General features: G+C 64.8%; 15 protein-coding genes. 10 read left to right on the forward strand and 5 right to left on the reverse strand.

Annotation, left to right across the window (positions count from 1 at the left end; all coding sequences use genetic code 11):
• Together kdsB and KIT10_11820 are read right to left on the reverse strand one after the other, a co-directional pair.
• Complete coding sequence (kdsB, locus tag KIT10_11815; protein MCW5899944.1) at positions 1-759, reverse strand: 3-deoxy-manno-octulosonate cytidylyltransferase; 759 nt, start codon at positions 757-759, stop codon at positions 1-3.
• Positions 760-769: 10 nt separating this feature from the next.
• On the reverse strand, positions 770-3,187 hold the full coding sequence (locus KIT10_11820) for a TonB-dependent receptor (protein ID MCW5899945.1): 2,418 nt from the start codon (positions 3,185-3,187) through the stop codon (positions 770-772).
• Between the two features lie 93 nt (positions 3,188-3,280).
• On the opposite strand from KIT10_11820, the gene dprA reads away from it, so the two are divergent.
• The 5 genes from dprA to KIT10_11845 all read left to right on the forward strand — a co-directional run bounded on the left by dprA (position 3,281) and on the right by KIT10_11845 (position 8,126).
• Positions 3,281-4,390: a DNA-processing protein DprA gene (gene dprA, locus KIT10_11825; protein ID MCW5899946.1), complete on the forward strand. Its 1,110-nt coding sequence runs from the start codon at positions 3,281-3,283 to the stop codon at positions 4,388-4,390.
• A gap of 183 nt (positions 4,391-4,573) precedes the next feature.
• Entirely contained in the window at positions 4,574-5,920 is a 1,347-nt protein-coding gene (gene gdhA / locus KIT10_11830; GenBank protein MCW5899947.1) for an NADP-specific glutamate dehydrogenase, read from the forward strand.
• An 80-nt stretch (positions 5,921-6,000) separates the two neighbouring features.
• Positions 6,001-6,642: a hypothetical protein gene (locus tag KIT10_11835; protein MCW5899948.1), complete on the forward strand. Its 642-nt coding sequence runs from the start codon at positions 6,001-6,003 to the stop codon at positions 6,640-6,642.
• Positions 6,643-6,792: 150 nt separating this feature from the next.
• A complete protein-coding gene (locus tag KIT10_11840) occupies positions 6,793-7,620 on the forward strand; it encodes a phosphoribosylformylglycinamidine synthase (protein MCW5899949.1) in 828 nt (275 codons plus the stop codon).
• 95 nt (positions 7,621-7,715) lie between these two features.
• Complete coding sequence (locus KIT10_11845) at positions 7,716-8,126, forward strand: hypothetical protein (GenBank protein MCW5899950.1); 411 nt, start codon at positions 7,716-7,718, stop codon at positions 8,124-8,126.
• Positions 8,127-8,136: 10 nt separating this feature from the next.
• Here the strand turns inward: KIT10_11845 and KIT10_11850 are convergent, their stop codons facing one another.
• Positions 8,137-9,108, reverse strand: coding sequence for an OmpA family protein (locus KIT10_11850; protein ID MCW5899951.1), 972 nt, complete (start codon positions 9,106-9,108; stop codon positions 8,137-8,139).
• Between the two features lie 115 nt (positions 9,109-9,223).
• Between KIT10_11850 and KIT10_11855 the strand changes: the two genes are divergently transcribed.
• Positions 9,224-9,949, forward strand: a complete 726-nt coding sequence (locus tag KIT10_11855; GenBank protein MCW5899952.1) for a hypothetical protein — start codon at positions 9,224-9,226, stop codon at positions 9,947-9,949.
• On the opposite strand, the gene KIT10_11860 is transcribed toward KIT10_11855, so the two are convergent.
• The gene (locus tag KIT10_11860) at positions 9,938-11,614 is read right to left on the reverse strand and encodes an ABC transporter substrate-binding protein (protein ID MCW5899953.1); all 1,677 of its coding nucleotides are present in this window, start codon (positions 11,612-11,614) and stop codon (positions 9,938-9,940) included. The genes KIT10_11855 and KIT10_11860 overlap by 12 nt on opposite strands.
• Positions 11,615-11,854: 240 nt before the next feature.
• Between KIT10_11860 and KIT10_11865 the strand changes: the two genes are divergently transcribed.
• A complete protein-coding gene (locus KIT10_11865; protein MCW5899954.1) occupies positions 11,855-15,361 on the forward strand; it encodes a hypothetical protein in 3,507 nt (1,168 codons plus the stop codon).
• Between the two features lie 2 nt (positions 15,362-15,363).
• Here the strand turns inward: KIT10_11865 and KIT10_11870 are convergent, their stop codons facing one another.
• Complete coding sequence (locus KIT10_11870; protein MCW5899955.1) at positions 15,364-16,284, reverse strand: hypothetical protein; 921 nt, start codon at positions 16,282-16,284, stop codon at positions 15,364-15,366.
• A gap of 64 nt (positions 16,285-16,348) precedes the next feature.
• Here KIT10_11870 and KIT10_11875 point away from each other — a divergent pair, with 64 nt between their 5' ends.
• The 3 genes from KIT10_11875 to KIT10_11885 are packed head-to-tail and all read left to right on the forward strand — an operon-like array spanning position 16,349 to position 19,193.
• Positions 16,349-17,083: a ComF family protein gene (locus KIT10_11875; protein MCW5899956.1), complete on the forward strand. Its 735-nt coding sequence runs from the start codon at positions 16,349-16,351 to the stop codon at positions 17,081-17,083.
• A gap of 20 nt (positions 17,084-17,103) precedes the next feature.
• A complete protein-coding gene (locus tag KIT10_11880; GenBank protein ID MCW5899957.1) occupies positions 17,104-17,589 on the forward strand; it encodes a GAF domain-containing protein in 486 nt (161 codons plus the stop codon).
• The gene (locus tag KIT10_11885; GenBank protein MCW5899958.1) at positions 17,589-19,193 is read left to right on the forward strand and encodes an Ig-like domain-containing protein; all 1,605 of its coding nucleotides are present in this window, start codon (positions 17,589-17,591) and stop codon (positions 19,191-19,193) included. Before KIT10_11880 ends, KIT10_11885 begins: the two co-directional genes overlap by 1 nt.
• Positions 19,194-19,207 lie beyond the last annotated feature (14 nt).

Below are 19,207 nucleotides of genomic sequence, written 5' to 3' on the forward strand. Positions count from 1 at the left end.
TTACGATGCGCTGGCCCGCCGCCGTGCCTCCTCCAGGTCGGCGGGCGTGTCCACACAGAAGGAGTCGTGCGTGGTGATGCCCACGCGCACACGAAGCCCGTGCTCCAGCCAGCGCAATTGCTCCAGCCCCTCGGCCAGTTCAAGCGGGGAGGGTGGCAGCGATACGATGCGGCCGAGTGTTTCGGTCCGGAAGGCATAGAGGCCCACATGTTTCAGAAAGCGGAAGCGCGCATGCCGCGGACCAGGCGCCGGATCGCGCAGGAAGGGGATCGCGGCACGGCTGAAGTAGAGCGCATCCATGTCCACATCCGTGGTGATCAGCACTTCGCCGGGGTCGTCCAGGTCGCGGTCGTCGGCCACCACCTGGGCCAGCGTGGCGATGCCGCCCGACGCGTCGCGCAGTGTGGCGCACACCAGGTCGATCTGCCCGGGTGCTATGAAAGGCTCATCACCCTGGATGTTCACCACGGCGTCATAGCGGTCCGTGCCCGCAAGGCGCAGGGCTTCATGGCAGCGGTCGGTGCCACTGGCGTGGTGGGCACCGGTCATCAACGCTTCGCCGCCGAGATCCCGCACATGGTCGGCCACGCGTTCATCATCGGTGGCCACCACCACATGCGCGAGCGATCTTGCCTGGCGCGCCTGCTCCACCACGCGCCAGAGCATGCTTTTGCCACCGATGTCGGCCAATGGCTTTCCCGGCAGCCTGGTGCTGGCCCAGCGTGCGGGGATCACGCCCAGGATACGCTTCGCCGTCATGGGCCGGTGATCATAGGCTCACGGTGAGTTGCACCTGCATGTGCCGCGGTGCTTCGATCGCCAGTGGACGCAGGGAGTACACCTCGTTGGTGAGGTTGTTCACGATCAGCGCCAGCCGGCTATGGTCGGAAAGGGAGATGCCCACGCGCGCGTCCACGATCGTGTCGCCGGTGCGGTGGTCGCGCATCCATTGGCCCACGCCGGTGCGCAGGCTGAAGGCGTCCACGGGGGTCTCGTCCAACTCCACGAAGATCTTGTCGATGTTTCGCACATGGCTGTTGTAACGCACACTCACCCCGGCCATCAGACGCTTGTAGTCGGCCTGCACATCGGCGCGGAACAGGTTCCGCACGCGGAACTTCAGGATGTTGTCGGTGGGGTCGAAGCTGGTGCTGAGGAAGGTGTAGGGGTCTCCACTGAATGCGGGCGACCCATAGACCTGCTCGGGCGTGGTGCTCACTGGCAGGGTCCAGGTGTAGCCCATCAGCGTGGTGATGTCCACCTTGCCCACCTGCCCTTTGCCGGCCATCTCCAGTTCGAAACCGGAAACGCGGGCACCTCCGGTGTTCACGCTCTTGAAACCGAGACCGGGGTCGATCACCAATTGCCCATTGATGATCTGGGCGCTGGGCACCGACCACTGACCGAAGGTGAATTCCACGTAGTCCTGGAACTCCTGCTGGAACACCACGGCGTCCAGGTAGCCCATGAAGCCGCCCAGCTTGAAGCCCTGTTTGATGCCGCCCTCGATGTTCCAGCTCTGTTCGGCGCGCAGGTCGGCATTGGGAAAGATGTTCAATAGGCCCACATTGGTACGGATGAAGCGCTCGCCGATGGTGGGGAAGCGGAATCCCTGGCCGTAGCTGGCGCGCAGGAAGGTGGCCTCCAGCACCTGCCAGGTGGCGCCTGCCCGGAACACCGGCTGGGAAGCTTCGTCGTCGTTCACGCGGAACTGCTCGTAGCGCAGGCCCGCGGACAGGGAGATGCGCTCGATGATCTTCTTGTCAACCTGCAGGTAGGCCGCCACGTTGCTGGAAGTGTTGCGACCCTCGCCGGCCTCGTTGCCGCGGTATAGCTCCGCCGTGGAGAGCGTGCTGCGGCCCATCAGTCCCGCGGTGATCATCGTCTCGCCGAAGAGTTCCATCTTCTGCTGCACCTGGTACTCGCCATGCGTGGTGTTGTTGCTGTTGCTCTGCTCGTTGTCGTTGTCGAAGGTCTGGTGGTGGAAACGGCCGCGCACGCTGTGGCGGGTGCCCGCGGCGGTGTAGTAGTTCACGAAGGGGTCCACGTAGAACTGCGACCCCAGGGTACGGGTGACGGTGCCCGGTTCGGGGCGGAACAGGCCGCGGTCGGTATCGCTCCAGATGAAGATGCTGGTGGAGCGGCTGCGCATGGCGTTGGCGTTGATGCCGTAGTTCAGACCCTGCACACGGCGATTGCGCCAGCGCAGTCCGGTGTTGAACCGCACGCGCTGGTCGTAGCCGCCAGGCCCCAGCCGGTAGGGGTCCGCCGCGAGCGTGTCGGGTACCAGTGGCTCGGGACCGATGTGGCCATTGTCGCCGAACACATTGCCACCGAGCACCAGATCCAACGCACCGAACTGCCGCGAATGGAAGAAGTTGGCGCCGTTCATCATGGGTGCGTTCGCCCCCCACCACTTCGCGGGGGCGTGGCCAGGCGCATCGTACACGCCGGAGAATACCGTGGCGCGTGTGGCGGGCTTGCTGCGCGGATAGGCCGTGCGCACATTGATCACCCCGCTCAGCGCCGCGCTGCCATACAGCACCGATGATGCGCCCTTGATCACCTCCACCTGCTCCAGGTTCTCCAACGGAAGAAAGGTCCAGTTGGGGCGCCCGATGTCGCCGCTCAGGATCGGGATGTCGTCCACCAGCACCTGCACGCGGCTGCCCGCACCATAGCTGAAACCGCTCCCCGCGCGGATCTGTGGATCGTCATCCACGATCACCACGCCGGGCACCTGCTCCAGCGCGTGTTCCAGGCTCACGGCGTTCTTGTTCTGGATCAGTTCGGGCCGCAGCACGCTCAGCGATTGCGTCACCTCGCCCACGCGCTGCTCGAAACGGCCCGCGCTCACCACCACCATGTCCAGTTGCGCGGCGGCCATGGTGAGCCGCACATCCAGTACGCGCGTTTCCCCGGCCGCGAGGGTCACCGTTTCGCGGTATGTGGTGTGGCCCACAGAGCTGAAGGTGAGCTGGTGTTGGCCGGCTGGCAGCATCAGGGTGTAAGATCCGTCCAGGTCGGTGGCCGTGCCCTTACCGGGGGCATACACCACGTTCACCCCGATCAGGGCTTCCTTGGTGGTGGCGTCGGTCACGCGGCCTTTGAGGGTGGCGTCCGGCAGTTGCGCAGCGGATGTGAGCGCTGCGAGGGCGGGGCAGGCGAGGGCGGGAAGCCTCTTCATGCGGCGGTTACATTTGTGGGGAGAGGCCTTGCGTAGGCGCCGTGGCCGTAAGCGATGCGGGTAAATGTAGCGAAAGGGGAACACGCGCTTCACGTGGACGAACAGGCCTGGATACACCGCATCGCACTGGCCATGCTCAAGGGCATCGGGCCGGTGAACGCCCGCAACCTGGTGGCCTATTGCGGAGGTGTGGACGCCATATTCACGGACCGCAGGCTGAAGCGGACCTTGGAGAAAGTGCCGGGCATCGGCCCCAAGCTCATCGCCAGCATCACGGACAAGCATGTTCTGCCAGCAGCGGAAAAGGAACTCGCCTATGTCCGCAAGCACAAGCTGCGCATGCATTTCTACCTCGATGCGGACTTCCCCGCTCGCTTGAAACAGGCCGAGGACGCGCCGGTGCTGCTCTTTGTGAAGGGGAACGCCGATCTGAACGCGCAACGCATGGTGAGCATCGTGGGCACACGCACCCCCACCGAGCAGGGCAGGCGCCTGTGCGTGGAATTGGTGGAGGGCCTGAAGGCGAGTGGCGCCTCCATCGTGAGCGGGCTGGCCTACGGCATCGACATCGCCGCGCATCGTACAGCTGTGCGCGAAGGGCTGCCCACCATCGCCTGTGTGGCGCACGGACTGGACAAATTGTACCCCGGAGAACATGCAGCCACCGCGAAAGAGATGCTGGACCAGGGCGCCTTGGTGAGTGAACTGCCCAGTGGCGGGCCCTTCGCACCGGGCAACTTCCCCGCACGCAACCGCGTGATCGCCGGCCTCAGCGACTGCACCATCGTGGTGGAAAGCGGGCCCAAGGGTGGCAGCCTCATCACGGCCGATATCGCCAACAGCTACGATCGCGAGGTCTTCGCCTTCCCCGGCAGGCCCAACGACGCGCGCAGCGAAGGCTGCAACCGCCTCATCCAGCGCAATCAGGCCATGCTCGTCACAGGTCCGCAGGACGTGTTGCGGCTGATGGAATGGGTGCCGAAGCCAGGGAAAGGGAAGCCCGTTCAAGCCGCGCTCTTCACCGACCTGCTGCCCGAGGAGCAGGCCCTGGTGGACATCATTCGCGCCAAGGGCAAGGTGGACATCGACGAACTCTGCGTGCAGAGCCGTATGCCGCAGGGCAAGGCCGCGGGCATACTGCTCAACCTGGAGTTCAATGGCGTGGTCAGGGCCTTGCCGGGAAAGGTTTACGCCTTGAACTAGGTCGCTCCGGCGCGTCCGGCCCGCGATCGTTGGGGTTGAGGTGGCTGGGTGTTGGTCAGCGCATCATCCTCCCATCTCCCCCGACATGCACCGGGGCCCCCAACCTCCAAGCTCCCCAACTACCTTCGCGCCCACATTTTCAAACCCCCATACATGGCAGCCGCCAAAACAGCCGCGTCGAACGTGCAAAAGCAGGTGGACGCGTTCATGAGTTACGTGAAAGCCCGCAACCCCCACGAGCCGGAATTCCTCCAGGCCGTGCACGAGGTGGCCGAGGCGATCATTCCCTTCATCCAGGAGAACACCAAGTACCAGGGCAAAATGCTGCTGGAGCGCATGGTGGAACCCGAACGGGTGATCCTCTTCCGCGTGCCCTGGGTGGACGACAAGGGCAACATCCAGGTGAACCGCGGCTACCGCGTGCAGTTCAACAGCGCCATCGGCCCCTACAAGGGCGGTTGCCGTTTCCACCCCACGGTGAACCTCAGCGTGCTGAAGTTCCTGGGCTTCGAGCAGACCTTCAAGAACAGCCTCACCACCCTGCCCATGGGCGGCGGCAAGGGCGGCAGCGACTTCGACCCGAAAGGCAAGAGCGACAACGAAGTGATGCGCTTCTGCCAGAGCTTCGCCACCGAACTGCAGCGCCACATCGGCGCCGACACGGACGTGCCCGCCGGTGACATCGGCGTGGGCGCCCGCGAGGTGGGCTACATGTATGGCCAGGACAAGCGCCTGCGCAATGAATTCACCGGCGTGTTCACCGGCAAGGGCCGCAGCTGGGGCGGCTCGCTCATCCGCCCGGAGGCCACCGGCTACGGCTGCGTGTACTTCGCCGAGGAGATGATGAAGCGCAACAAGACCTCCATCAAGGGCAAGGTGGTGGCGGTGAGCGGCAGCGGCAACGTGGCCCAGTACGCCATCCAAAAGGCCACCCAGCTCGGCGCCAAAGTGGTGTCCGCCAGCGACAGCGACGGCGCCATCCACGACCCGGCCGGCATCAATGCGGAGAAGCTCGCCTTCCTCATGGAGTTGAAGAATGTGAAGCGCGGCCGCATCGAGGAGTACGCCAAGAAGTTCAAGGGCGTCACCTACAAGAAGGGCGCGCGCGTGTGGGACGTGGTGGCCAAGTGCGATGTGGCCCTGCCCTGCGCCACGCAGAATGAATTGGATGGCAAGAACGCCAGGGACCTGGTGAAGAAGGGTGTGAAGTACGTGGCCGAGGGCGCCAACATGCCCAGCACCCCCGAGGCGATCGAAGTGTTCCTCAAGGCGGGCATTCCCTTCGCCCCGGGCAAGGCCAGCAATGCCGGTGGCGTGGCCACCAGCGGTCTGGAGATGAGCCAGAACAGCCTGCGCCTGAGCTGGGATCGCGACGAGGTGGACGCCCGCCTGCACACCATCATGAAGAACATCCACGCCGCCTGTGTGAAGTACGGCACGGAGGGCAACAAGGTCAACTACGTGAAGGGCGCCAACATCGCCGGCTTCGTGAAGGTGGCCGATGCCATGCTGGAGCAGGGGGTGGTGTGAGCCGGATGCCTGCGGAATGTGAGAGCCCCCATCGTGTTGCACGGTGGGGGCTTTTGTTCGCCACGCCGATCTTCGCGCCCATGAGATCGGAACCTCTGCTGTTCGTTCTCCTGGCCCCTGCACTCTTGACCTCCTGCGGCGACAGCGGTCCCAGGGATGATGTGGCCGAAGTACGCGCCTCCTACGCGGCATACATCGAGGCCCTTCACAGGCAGGATGGCACCCGGGCGTCGTCGCTGGTGGACAGCCGCACCGTCAGCTACTACGACGGGATGCTCACCTTGGCCCGCGAAGCCGACAGCGCGCAGGTGGCCGGGCTGGACATGATGGACAAGCTCACCGTGCTGGGCATGCGCATGCAGTCCACGCCGGAGCAATTGCGCGACATGGATGGATGGAAGGCCGTGGCGGCAGCCGTGGAAAGTGGCGCCATGGGCGGCGAGGGCCTCGAAGGGCTGGAGCTGGGCAGCGTGACCGTGGAGGGCGAACGTGCGAGAGCGCCTTTGACGATGATGGGTTTTCCCACGCCGGCCGTGTTCCATTTCCAACGGGAAGGAGATGCCTGGCGCATCGACCTCACGTCGCTCTTCCAGCTTTCGCGCGGTTCGTTGGACATGATGGCACGCTCCAGTGGCAAGCCCGTGCATGAGCATGTCCATGAACTGCTGGAGATGACGGCAGGCCGGCCCGTACCCGAGGGCATCTGGCATCCCGTGCGCTGACCAAGGCCCCTGCGGGCCAGCATGGGCGCGGAACCCGCGTGGAAAGGCTTCCTCGGAGGATGCCGAACTTCGCACCCCCGAGACAACTCGCTTGAAGCCCCGATGACCCGAAGACTGATCCCGTTCCTCGCCTGCGCCGCGCCCATTGCGGTGGCCGCCCAGGAGCCCGACAGCACCAAGGCCGATCGCGATCGAAAGCTCGACAGTCTCTACATCGCGGAGGTGGAGGCCGTGCCCGGCGAGCCCTACAAGGTGTTGCACGCGGAACCGCTATACATCGATCTGATCCGCGACCTGGGCGCGCGCAAGGGCGAAAAGGAGTGGAACTTCGGCTTCGGCATCACCGACAATCTGGGCTACGACGTGTACGAGATGCTCGTGGAGTATGAGTGGGCCGTGGCCGATCGTCTGGGGGTGGAGATCGAGACGCCCTTCACTTTCTATGGCGAGCGCCGCAATGGCGCCGAGGTCGTCAAACCCTCCAACAGGATGGAAAGCCTGAAACTGGCCACCCAATGGACCTTCCTGGTGAGCGAGAAGGCGGCCATCTCGCTGGCATTGGGCTACATCCACGAGTTCGAGCTGTCGCCTTTTGACCGCTTCGGCGATCCATTGATCAAAGGCAACCTGTACAACCCCTTCTTCATCGCCGCCAAACGCTGGGGCACCAACTGGCACACCTTGATCTACACCGGCCCCCGCATCGAGCACACCTTCGCCACAGGTGGGACCACGAGCAACTATGAGATCAACAGCAACCTGCACTACATGATCCCCGGCACACGCAACTTCATCGGACTGGAGTTCAACAAGCTGCTGACCGAGGTGGGCCTGGAGGGAACGCTGCGGCCGCAGATGCGTGTGAGCATCGCCGAGAATTTCCTGGTGGGCATCGTCACCGGCATACCAGTGGACCGCAGCAACGAGCGTTTCAGCATGTTCACCCGGCTCATCTGGGAGCCCGGCCACAAGCACTGAGGCGATCCCTCCTCGATCGTTAAGACTTGGTAACGAACCGCTTCCAGGACCTGGCGTTCGAATTGTTATGCGCGCATAACACCGACCTTCGCGGCATGGAACATCCTCAACTGATCGATACGCGGTCGGCCACGGTGGAGCGCGTCTCCGAGCGGCTGATCGAGGTGCGTTTCAAGCCGGATGTGAAGTTGGATGCGGCGGGGATCGGTGAGATGATGCGGGCCAAGCGCGCCTTGACAGGTACCTCAGAAGCCGATGTGCTCACCGTGATGCCCCCCGATCTGGAATTCGAGATCGCCGTGCTGGCCATGGACCACCATGCGGTGAATGGTGGTTGCGGGGGCAGCAGGCGCCTGGCTTTCGTAGCGGGCAGTTCGCTGGATCTGCGATTGGCGGACATCTACTTCCGCTACCACCCGCGTCCGCACGACACGGCCTTGTTCATGGAGGAGGATGAGGCGCGCCGCTGGCTCGATGCGGCGGTGCCAAGCCCATCGCTTTCCTGAACGCCCCGATCTACTCGCCCACCAGTTCGTAGAGTTCGCGCAGGTCGGGCGCGAGGATGATCTCGATCCGGCGGTTCTTCGCCTTGTCCCCGGGGTCCACGGGGATGTACTCCCCGCGCCCCGAAGCCGTGATGCGCACGGGGTCGATCCTGCTGCTTTCTTGCAGGATGCGCACCACGCTGGTGGCCCGCAGCACGCTCAGGTCCCAATTGTCCTTGAAGGCTGCGCCTGCGGTCACACGGTCCGTATCGGTATGGCCTTCCACCATGATGTTGAGGTCCTTTTCATTCTCGATGGCCTTGGCCAGCTTGCCGATGAGTTCGCGGCCTTTGGCGTCCACCGCCGCGCTGCCACTGGGGAAGAGCAGCTTGTTGTCCATGCTCACGTAAATGCGGCCGTTGCGCTGCTCCACGGTGAGGCCGCGCCCCTCGAAGCCGGTGAGCGCCTGGCTCACCCGCTGGCGCAGGTCGCGCATGGCGGCGTCCTTGGCGGCCAGGTCGGCCTGCAATTCGGCCAATTTGGCCTCGCGGTCCTTCAGCAGCGCCTCCTTCTCGCCCATGCGCTTGGCCAAAGCCATCACCGAATCCTCCTTGTTCATCAGGTCCAGGCGAAGCGCCTCCAGATCGGTGAGCAGCTTGCGGTTCTCGCTGCCCTGGCCGGAAAGCAGCTTGTTGTACTTGTCCAGCAGCTCGTTGTTAAGCGTATTGATCTTGTCGTATTGGGTGGTCATCTGCCGCAATGATCCGCCCAGCACCGTGGTGTCCCGTTCCAATTCGCCCACGCGCTTCTTCAGCACATCGTGGCCGGCCTTCAGTTCATCGAAGGCGGCCTGGGCGTCCCGGGCGCGGGCGTTGGCAGCGTCCACTTCGGCCTGCATGGCCTTGTTGCGCGCGTTGGCCTCCTCGTATTTGCGCGCCGGTACGCAGGCGGCGAAAAGGGAAACGGCGATCGAGGCGGCGAGGAGCGTCCGGATAGGCGGCATGGCGTGGATATCTGTGTTCGTATCGCATCAAAGGTGATGCCCCGCGCCCGGAGCTCCCCGCGCAGCGCAACACTATTTTTGAACACTACGTTCAGCTCCCTGGACCATGTCACGAATGGACCTTCCATTGGATTGGGCCTTCCGCCCGGCGCTCGACCTGGAGTTGAAGCGGTATCTCCTGCTCGCCTACCTGCAGAACGTGCAGCGGCGTTTCAAGGAGCACAAGCTCTATCCCCATCTCACGGACCTGCGCGCGCACCTGGAAACGCTCATGGACCTGCGTCGGCGCAAGGAGGAGTTGGCGGAGGGTCTCGCCGGCGATCTGTTGGGCTTCGACCCCCGCACGGGGAACGCGGTCCACGACAGGCCGGTGGACGGCGAACATTTGGCCGTGATCGACGCCGTGATCGACTTCGCCATGCCGGGATTGCGCCGTGCGTTGACGGAGGGCAGCGACCTGCGCCAGGACCTCGCGGGCCGCATTCGGCTGCTGCCCGTGGGTGTGCAGCCGTTGAAGCCGGTGGAGGGATGGCTGTTGCTCCGGCAGGGCCGGGAGGCGCGCGTCTACGCGTACACCATCCCCATCCTGCGCCCGGCACCGGTCACCAGTGCGCACCAGGAGATCACCACGCGCTACATCACCTCCTACACCCTGGGCATCACCTGCACCTACGAGCACATCCGCGGTCAATTGAATGCCTCGGGTGCCGGACCGGCGGTGCCGGCGACCTTCGCGCTGGAGGCCGAAGCCGATCTGCCCCGCATAGAGACCTTCATGCCGCTGGCCAAGGAGTTGCTGCGCCTGCACCTTGTGGCCACCATGCTTCCTTCAGCGCGCTGACCGGGCTGCGGGATCGAACCAGACGCGCGCGAGATCACGGACCTCCATCCCGTTGATGGGCATGTCGCGCACCCAGGGCTGCAACAGCCGCACAGATCGTTCGTGGTAGAGCGGGACCACCACCTGTTCCTCCATCAGCCTGCTTTCCGCGGCGGCCAGCAGGCCCAAGCGCGTAGCACGGTCGGGGGTGTGCAGGGCCTGCCCGAAGAGCGCATCGAAGGCCGCATCGCGGAAGCGTGTGCTGTTCAGGTAGGAGGGTTGGAGGCTGTCCTCCGGCACATTGATGCCATGGAAGAGCGACAGGAAGTTCTCCGGATCGGGGTGGTCGGCGATCCAGCCTTCGCGCCAGAACTGCGCAAGTCCCTGCTCCACGCGTTCAAAGTGCTGGTCGGCCGGGAGCACGGTGCTCACCACGCGGGCGCGCAGGTGTTGTTCCAGCATGGCCTGCACGGCCTCGGCCACGCGCACATAACCGAAACCACTGTGGTTCACCTGGAGGAACACCGTGGGCAGCCCTTGTCCTTGGGGGTAGCCGGCCTCGGCCAACAAGGCACGCGCCCGTTCCGGGTCGAAACTTGCCGGTGGAATGCTGTCGTAGGGGTAGTCCGCGAAGCCGGGGGGTACCACGCCATGCCGCGCCGCCACCGCCAGTCCGTCCAGCACGCTGTCCACCAGCAGGTCGCGGTCGATCGCCATGGCGAAGGCCTGCCGCACACGCACGTCCTGGAAGGGCGCGCGCCGCGTGTTGAAACCGTAGAACTGCACAGTGAGCCCCGGGATGGACTGGACCTGATAGCGCTCGGTCTGTTCCAGCGCATCGGTGCGGTCCACGGGCAGTTCGAAGACCATGCTCAATTTGCCCGCCTCGAAGGCCTCCAGTTCGCGATGCTTGTCCTGCACGAAGGTGTAGCGCACGGCATCCAGGAATGGCAGGGCGTTGCCGTATTCGTCCCGGCCCCAGTAGTGTGGCCAGCGCTCCAGGATCATCGCCTCGCGGCGTGTGAAGTGCTTCAGGCGAAAAGCCCCGGTGCCCACCGGATTCCACAGGGCATCCTTGCCGTGGTGATCGACCAGTTCGCGGGGCCAGATCCAGCAGCCTTGGTGGGCAAGCACTTGCAGGAATCCCGGCCAGGTGCTTTTCAGGGTGATGCGCACGGTGCGCTCGTCCAACGCTTCGATGCCGGCCACATGCGATGGTTTCTCGCCACGTTCGGTCGCGGCGAAATGTTCGTCGGCGCCCAAGACCCGGCCCTGGAAGAGCCAGAACATCTGGTTCATGGCATCCTGGCTGCAGATGGCCGTGAAGCAATGCACCACGTCGCGCGCGGTGAGCGGCCGGCCTTCGCCGCCGGGGAAGCAGGGGTCGTCGTGGAAGCGCACGCCCTCCCGCAATTGGAAGGTGTATACCGTGCCCGTGGGGTCCACGGTCCAGGAGGAGGCCAGGGCGGGCCGGATGGTGAGGTCCGCCGGATCGAGCCGCACCAGCCCCTCGTAGATCTGCGCGGCGATGCGGTGCGAGACGGCCTGCGCCAGGCTCAGCGGGAAAAGCCCCCGGAGTTCCTCGGACTCGTTCACATTGAATACACCACCGTAATAGCGCCCACCCGCGCCCTCCCTTTCCCGCGGCGGATCGGGCGACCGGCAGGTCGCCAACAGGAACGCCATCAGCAGGATGGAGGCAGCAGGCTTGAGAAGCGGTGGATGTGGCCGCATGGAGAGCGTTCAAATGTATCCGGCCGCCCCGGTGATCCAGGACGCGATCCCTGCCCTGCATCAACAACCCCATGGTGAATGGCGGTGGCGCAGCCGCGTCAAGGGATAATTTTCGGCCGCCCCGCCCGTATGTCACATGTGCCTCCCGGCCGCAGGAACGAACCGATCCGCATCCGCGGCACGCGTTGGCGCATGCCATGGTGGCACCTGCCACATGGTGCGCTCGTGATCCTGCTGGCGGGCCAGGTGGCCGCGCAGGACCGCGACAACCTGCGTGTGCGCTGGCTGCCGAACCAGGTGGACACGATCGCGCTGGATACGCTCAGCATCGTGCCCGGCAGCCTGTTCCTCTTCGCCGATGGGCTGCCCGTGGGTGACGCGCGCTTCACGCTGGACCCCTACCGTGCGGTGCTGGTCTGGCACGATCGCCCCGCCACTGATTCCGTTCTGGCGCGCTATCGCGTGCTGCCCTTCGGGCTACTGGCGGTACGCAGCCACAAGGATCCCGAGCGCCTCTATACCGCCAGTGGCGACCGCCCGGACCCGTTCAAGTACACGCCGCCGCGCCAGCAGGGCGACCTCATGGGCATGCAGGGCCTGAACCGCACGGGCAGCATTTCACGCGGCATCCTCTTCGGCAACAACCAGGACCTGGCGGTGAACTCGGCGCTCAACCTGGAGCTCAGCGGCCGCATCACGGACCGCATCGGGGTGCTCGCCTCCATCACGGACAACAACATCCCCATCCAGGCCGGGGGAAACACCTTGGAGCTGCAGGACTTCGACCAGGTGTTCATCAAACTTTACGAGGAGGATGCGCAGCGGCCGGGCAACAAGTGGGAGTTGATCGCGGGCGACTTCGTGCTCGATCGGCCACGCAGCCATTTCCTCACCTACCTGAAGAAGACCAAGGGACTGGGCTACGGCATGCGCTATGGCCAGAAGGAGGGTCCGAAGGGCGAGTTCGGCACCAGCGTGGCCATCAGTAAGGGCAAGTTCGCGCGCAACGTGGTGCAGGGCATCGAGGGCGTGCAGGGGCCCTATCGGTTGCGCGGCAACGACGGGGAACTTTTCATCGTGGTGCTCTCCGGCACGGAGCGCGTCTTCATCGACGGCCAGCAGCTTGTTCGCGGGCAGGACCACGACTATGTGATCGACTACAACACCGCCGAGGTCACCTTCACCGCGCGGCGCATGATCACCAAGGATCGCCGCATCGCTGTGGAATTCCAGTACAGCGACAAGAATTACGCGCGGTCCATGGTGCGCGCGGACAACATCACCGAACTGGGCAACACCACCGTGCGCTTCAGCCTGTTCAGCGAGCAGGACCACCGCAACCAGACGCTGCAACAACAGTTGAGCGACGAGGAACGAGAGGCGTTGCGGCTGGCCGGTGACGATCCGCTGTCCGCGGTGGTGCCCGGTATCGACAGCACCGGCTGGGCCGTGGACCAGGTGCTCTACCGGCGCGTGGATTCGCTGGGCTACAGCCCGGTGTTCGTATACAGCACCGATCCCGAGACCGCCGTTTGGCGTTTGATCTTCACGCAGGTGGGCGCTGGCAACGGCGATTATGTGCAGCAGGAGTTCACGCCGAATGGCCGCGTGTTCCGCTGGGTGGCGCCCGATACGGTGAATGGTGCGGTGGTGCGCCAGGGCGACCATGCCCCCGTACGTGTGCTCATACCACCGCGCAGCCAGCAACTCATCACCCTTGGTGTGGACCAGCGATTCTCGCGGCGCACCCAGGCGGGGGTGGAACTCGCTTTCAGCCACTTGGACCGCAACACCTTCAGCGAGGCCGACAACGCGGACGACCAGGGGCTCGGCGTGCTGTTGAAAGGCGAGCACGCCATACCGATCGCTTCCAAGGACACCACACTGCAGCTGGTCCTGGGCACCGAAGTGGAATCGATCACACGGAACTTCCGATTCGTGGAGCGCTATCGCGCGGTGGAATTCGAGCGCAACTGGAACCTGGTGCCGGGCATCGGCACCACGCAGGATCCCGCGCTCGATGGCGACCAACTGCTGGCGGGCATACGCGCGGGTATCCGCGGCAGGCGCATCGGGCAGTTCCACTATGGCCTCAACACGCTGCAGGTGGGTGGCGCCCGCTATGACGGTTGGAAGCACGATGTGCTGAGCGGCCTGCGCCTGGGCCGCACCGATGTGGACGGCACGGCCGCCTGGCTGCGCACCACCACGCCGCGCAATAGCGATTTCATGCGGCACAAGGCCCAGGTGAGGCACCGCTTCAAGCACATCACCGTTGGCTACCGCGATGAGCACGAGCACAACCGCTTCACCGACGACACCACCGGTCTGCTGTTGGCGCCCAGCTACCGCTTCTACGACTGGGAGGCCTTTGTGCAAAGCCCGGACACCGCCGGGATCAAGTGGCGGCTCTCGGGCGGGCAGCGCCGTGAACAGGCCTTGGCGAACGGGGCCTTGGTGGCGAGTACCCTGGCCGATGCGCTCTCCGCAGGACTGGACCTGGGGCGCGATCCGCGCAACCGCCTCGGCGCCAGCTTCACCTACCGCCGGCTGACGATCATCGACAGCACGGTGACCGCGCAACAGCCTGAGGACACCTGGCTGGCGCGCCTGGACCACAACCTCACCCTTTGGAAAGGCGTGGTGGTGATGGCCACCTTCTACGAGTTCGGATCCGGCCTGGAGCAAAGGCAGGAGTACATCTACATCGAGGTGCCGGCGGGGCAGGGGCTGTACGTGTGGATCGACTACAACGGCGACGGCATCAAGGACCTGAACGAGTTCGAACTGGCCGCCTTCGGATACGAGGCCAACTACCTGCGGGTGTTCGTGCCCAGCAACCAGTATGTGCGTGTCTTCAGCAACCAGTTCAGCGGTTCGCTCGATCTGCGGCCGGGCGTGGCCTGGGCGGAGAAGGAGGGCATTCGCCGTTTCCTGGGCAGGTTCTCCGACATGTCGTCCTTCCGCGTGGATCGCCGGACGCGTGTACAGGACGTGCTCTCGGCTTTGGATCCCTTCGGCGGGGATGTGCTGGACACGAGCATCACCTCCTATCTCGCCTCGGCGCGCAACACGCTGTACTACGACCGCACCAGCCGTGTCTGGAGCATGGACCACACCTGGCAGAACGATCGCAGCCGCACCCTGCTGCTGAATGGCTACGAGTCACGGTCGAGGCGCAACAACACCGTGCGCCTGCGTTTGAACGTGACACGCCGCTGGACCGCCGACGTGGAGAGCGAGAGCGGGCGGTTAGCCAACGGATCGGACCTGCTCGCCGGGCGCACCTATGCCATCGACCAGCGTGCGTTGCGCCCCCGCATCACCTGGCAGCCGAACACCGCGCTGCGCGCCATCGTGTCCTACAAGATCACCGAGAAGAACAATGAGGCCGAATTCGGCGGGGAGCGTGCCACACTGCGCGATCTGGGCGCGGAATTCCGCTACAACACCGCAGGCAAGGGCAGCATCCTGGCCACGGCCAACCTGGTGGACATCACCTACGACGGGGAGGTGAACTCATCGCTGGGCAACGAGATGCTCACCGGCCTGAAGCCCGGCACGAACATCACCTGGAGCGTGACCGTGCAACGCAACCTGAGCAACAACCTGCAGGTGGACCTGACCTACAACGGACGACGTTCGGAAGGGGTGCCCACGATCCATGTGGGCGGGGCGCAGGTGCGCGCCTTCTTCTGATCCTACTTCAGGTTGAAGGGCGCCTTGCTCACCAGCGCGCCCGACTCGTAGATCTCCACCAGGTATTGCCCGGTGCGGATCTGGTCGGACCCCGTCCAGAAGATGCACACGTCCACCGGCGCGTTCTGGTAGTTCACTTCGCGCCGTGCGCTGAATTCCCCCTCGATGCCGTTGTACTTGAAACGGTTGTCACCCTCCGACGCCGCGAGCACCTTGCCATCCGGGCTGATGACGCGCATGTAGAGCATCTTGTCGCCGGCCTTGGTCACCTTGTTCTCGCCCAGCGTGAAGCAGCACTTGACCATCTCGGCCTTGTTGGCGCGATCGGTCTCCACCTGCTTGCCGTTGTTGCGCACGAAGAGCGCCCCGGCGCTGATCGACGTGGTGTGCAACACGCTGCCCTTGGCCAATTGCCCCTCAAGGTCCTGGGCCTTGCTCGTCAGCGCCTCCTTCTGCCCCTTCACCTCGCCGAGTTCCTGCCGGATGTTGATGTTCTCCGCGGTGAGCTGCTGGTTGGCCTGGTTCAGCGAATCGATCGTCACCACGTAGCCTTTCATGATCTTCCGCAACGTCTCCGCTTCCTTCTTCGCCTTGGCCAGGTCGTAGTTGCCACGTTTCACCTGGTCCAGCAACCTTTCGATCTGCTCGCGCTGCGCGGACATCTCCACGGTGATCTGCTCGTTCTCCGTGCGCAGCGTGTCATAGCTGGCCAGCATGTTCTCCAGCAGGAAGGTCACATTGTCCTTTTCACTGCTCACCTGTTCCAGGCGCGCCTCCTTGCTCTCGCCCTCGTTGCGGCTTTGCATGTACAGATACAGCAGGGCCACATTGCTGACGAGCAACAATACCACCAGCAGCAACAGTCCGGTGTTGGTGCGGTTCTTCCGTGGCTCCGGTGAGATCGGGCTGTTGGCCTGGTCCATGTGCGGTGATGAGGGATGCGGGATCGGGGGGCTAAATTACGGTCGCCCCAAGGGGTCCTTTCCCATGAACGGCCCGCTTATCAACAAAGTATTGAACCCGCCCAAGGCCACTTTGCGCCTGTGGCTGGCGGACTTCGCAGCGCTTTTTCTACCCCGGCGCTGCTCGGCTTGCGACACGGGATTGATGCGTTTCGAGCGCAGCATCTGCATAGATTGTCTGGAGGACCTCCCGCGCACTCGGTTCCACGACGATCCGTTCAATCCGGTGGAGCGCCTGTTCCACGGCAAGGTGCTGCTGGGCGCGGCTTCGGCCTTCCTGCACTTCAACCGCTCAGGCAAGGTGCAGCACCTCCTGCACCGGCTGAAGTACGCCAGCGACCGCGAGGCCGGTCTCGTACTGGGCCGGTTGATGGCGGAGGACCTGATGACCAGCGCACGGTTCCGCGATGTGGACACCTTCCTGCCCGTGCCATTGCACCCGCGCAAGGAGCGCATGCGCGGCTACAACCAGAGCCAGGTGCTGGTGGACGGCATGCGCGAGATATGGCCACTGCCCTCGGCCGGCAGGGACCTGCTGCGCGTGGTGCGCACGCCTTCGCAGACGCGGCGCGGCCGCCTGGACCGCTGGCGCAACGTGAAGGAAGCCTTCCAACTGCCCGACCCCGAGGCGTTCCGTGACCGCCATGTGCTGCTGGTGGATGATGTGGTGACCACCGGCGCCACCATCGAGGGTTGTGTGAAGGCCTTGTCCGGCGTGCCCGGCCTGCGCATCAGCCTCTGCACGGTGGCGTGCGCATGACCGGTACCTTTGGCCGCCGCATGCACCAAGCCCGCACACCGCCCGCTGACCTGCCCCGCAGCGCACGCCTCGAGGCGCTGCAAGAGGAGATGCGCGCTTTGATCGGTGGGGAGGACGATGCCATTTCCGCAATGGCCAACGCGGCGGCCTTGTTGCACCAAGCCCTGAGCATGCACTGGACCGGTTTCTATCGCGTGGTGGGCGATGGACTCCTGCTGGGACCGTTCCAGGGTCCGGTGGCCTGTGTACGCATCACGAAGGGCAGAGGCGTTTGCGGCACCGCCTGGGCCGAGGAACGAAGCATCGTGGTGCCCGACGTGGACCTGTTCCCAGGGCATATCGCCTGCAGCCCCTTGTCGCGTTCGGAGATCGTGGTGCCCCTTCGAGGAAAGGATGGTCGCGTGGCCGCCGTGCTCGACATCGACAGCGCCGAGCCGGGCGCCTTCACCGAGGAGGATGCCCGCGCCCTGGAGCGCATGATGCGCCCGCTGGAAGATCTGCTGTGATGCGTTCGGACATCTGGACCCCTCTGCTGGTGGCGGCGCTGGCCGCAGGTTGTGCCCAGGTCGGCGACATCACGGGGGGAGCCAAGGACGAGGAGCCACCCAAGCTGGTGGCCGCCGAGCCGCCCCACTTGAGCACGCGGTTCACCGGCCGCAGGATCGCGTTGCATTTCGATGAACGCATCACCCTGGACCGTGTGCGCGACCGCCTGCTGGTGTCGCCGCCCCTGGATGTCTGGCCCAACGTGCGCGTCTCCGGCCCGCGCTCGGTGACGATCGACCTGAACGCCCCGTTGCGCACCGGCACCACCTACATCTTCGGCATCGGCGAAGCGGTGAAGGACCTGAGCGAAGGAAATGTGGCCGGCGGCCTGGCCTATGTGGTGAGCACGGGCGATGTGGTGGACAGTCTGGTGGTGGCAGGCCGGGTGGTGGACGCCTTCACCGGCGCAGGACGCAAGGAGGTGCTGGTGCTTTTGCATGACGAAGCGGATACCAGCACCGTGCGGACAGCCCGCCCCACCTACGCCACCCGAACCGATGCCGAGGGCCGCTTCCTGTTGCGCCACCTGCGTGCGGGCAGCTACCGTCTGCATGCCTTGCAGGACATGAACGGCAACTACCGCTACGACCTGCCCAATGAGGAGATCGCATTCCTTGGCCCGCCGATCGCCGTGGATCCGCTGGACACGCTCCCGGAATTCCACCTGCTGCGCATGTTCCGCGAAGCTGGTCCGGTGCAGCTGGTACGGGAGAGCAAGGTGTTGGCGGATGGTGCGCTGCGCTTGATCCTGGCACGGCCGGCCGAAGAGTTGCGCGTTCGGGATGTGGCTCGTACCGGCGGACAACTCACCTGGCGGCCCGAATGGAGCAGGGGCCGCGATACGGTGCTGTTGTGGCCTTCGGACACCACCCTGCTGGGCGAGGGGCGGTACGCGGTCAGCATCGATGGGCAGGACTTGGACACGTTGCGCTACCGCCGCGTGGAGAAGATGCCCTTCAACCCGGATCTGCAGGCGATCGTGCGGGAGGATGACGAAGGGGTCCTTGTTCGTCTGCATGCCACACGCCCCATCGCCGCGTTCGACCGGGCGCGCTTTCTGGTGGAACGCGACAGCCTGCCGCTGCCTTTCGACCTTTACCAGGACAGCACCGATGTGCGCACCATGGTGCTGCGGGTGTCCCTGCCGCTTGGCGCTTCCGCCGCACTCACCGTGCTGCCGAAAGGCATACGCGACATCTATGGCGGCCACAACGACACCTTGCGCACCGGGCTCGGCCGGGCCGCCGAGGGCGGCACGGGCAACCTGCGTGTGCGGTTGGATACGCCTGAGGGCGCTGCAGGGCCATTCATGCTTCAATTGCTCGACGCCCAGGGACGCACTGTGCGGGAGCAGCGCATCGCCAGAGGTGGTGGCCCGGTGGGTTGGGAGCGTATTTCGCCCGGCAACCATGGGCTGCGCCTCATCGCGGACGACAATGGCAACGGCCGCTGGGACACCGGTGTGCTGGATGAAGCGATCCAGCCCGAGCGCGTGTGGCAGCATGGCACGGCCATCAACGTGCGCGCCGGCTGGGACCTGACGATCGACTGGAAGCTGGAGTAGCCTGGCAGGAGGTC

This window comes from Flavobacteriales bacterium (assembly GCA_026129465.1).
GTDB lineage: Bacteria > Bacteroidota > Bacteroidia > Flavobacteriales_F > PHOS-HE28 > PHOS-HE28.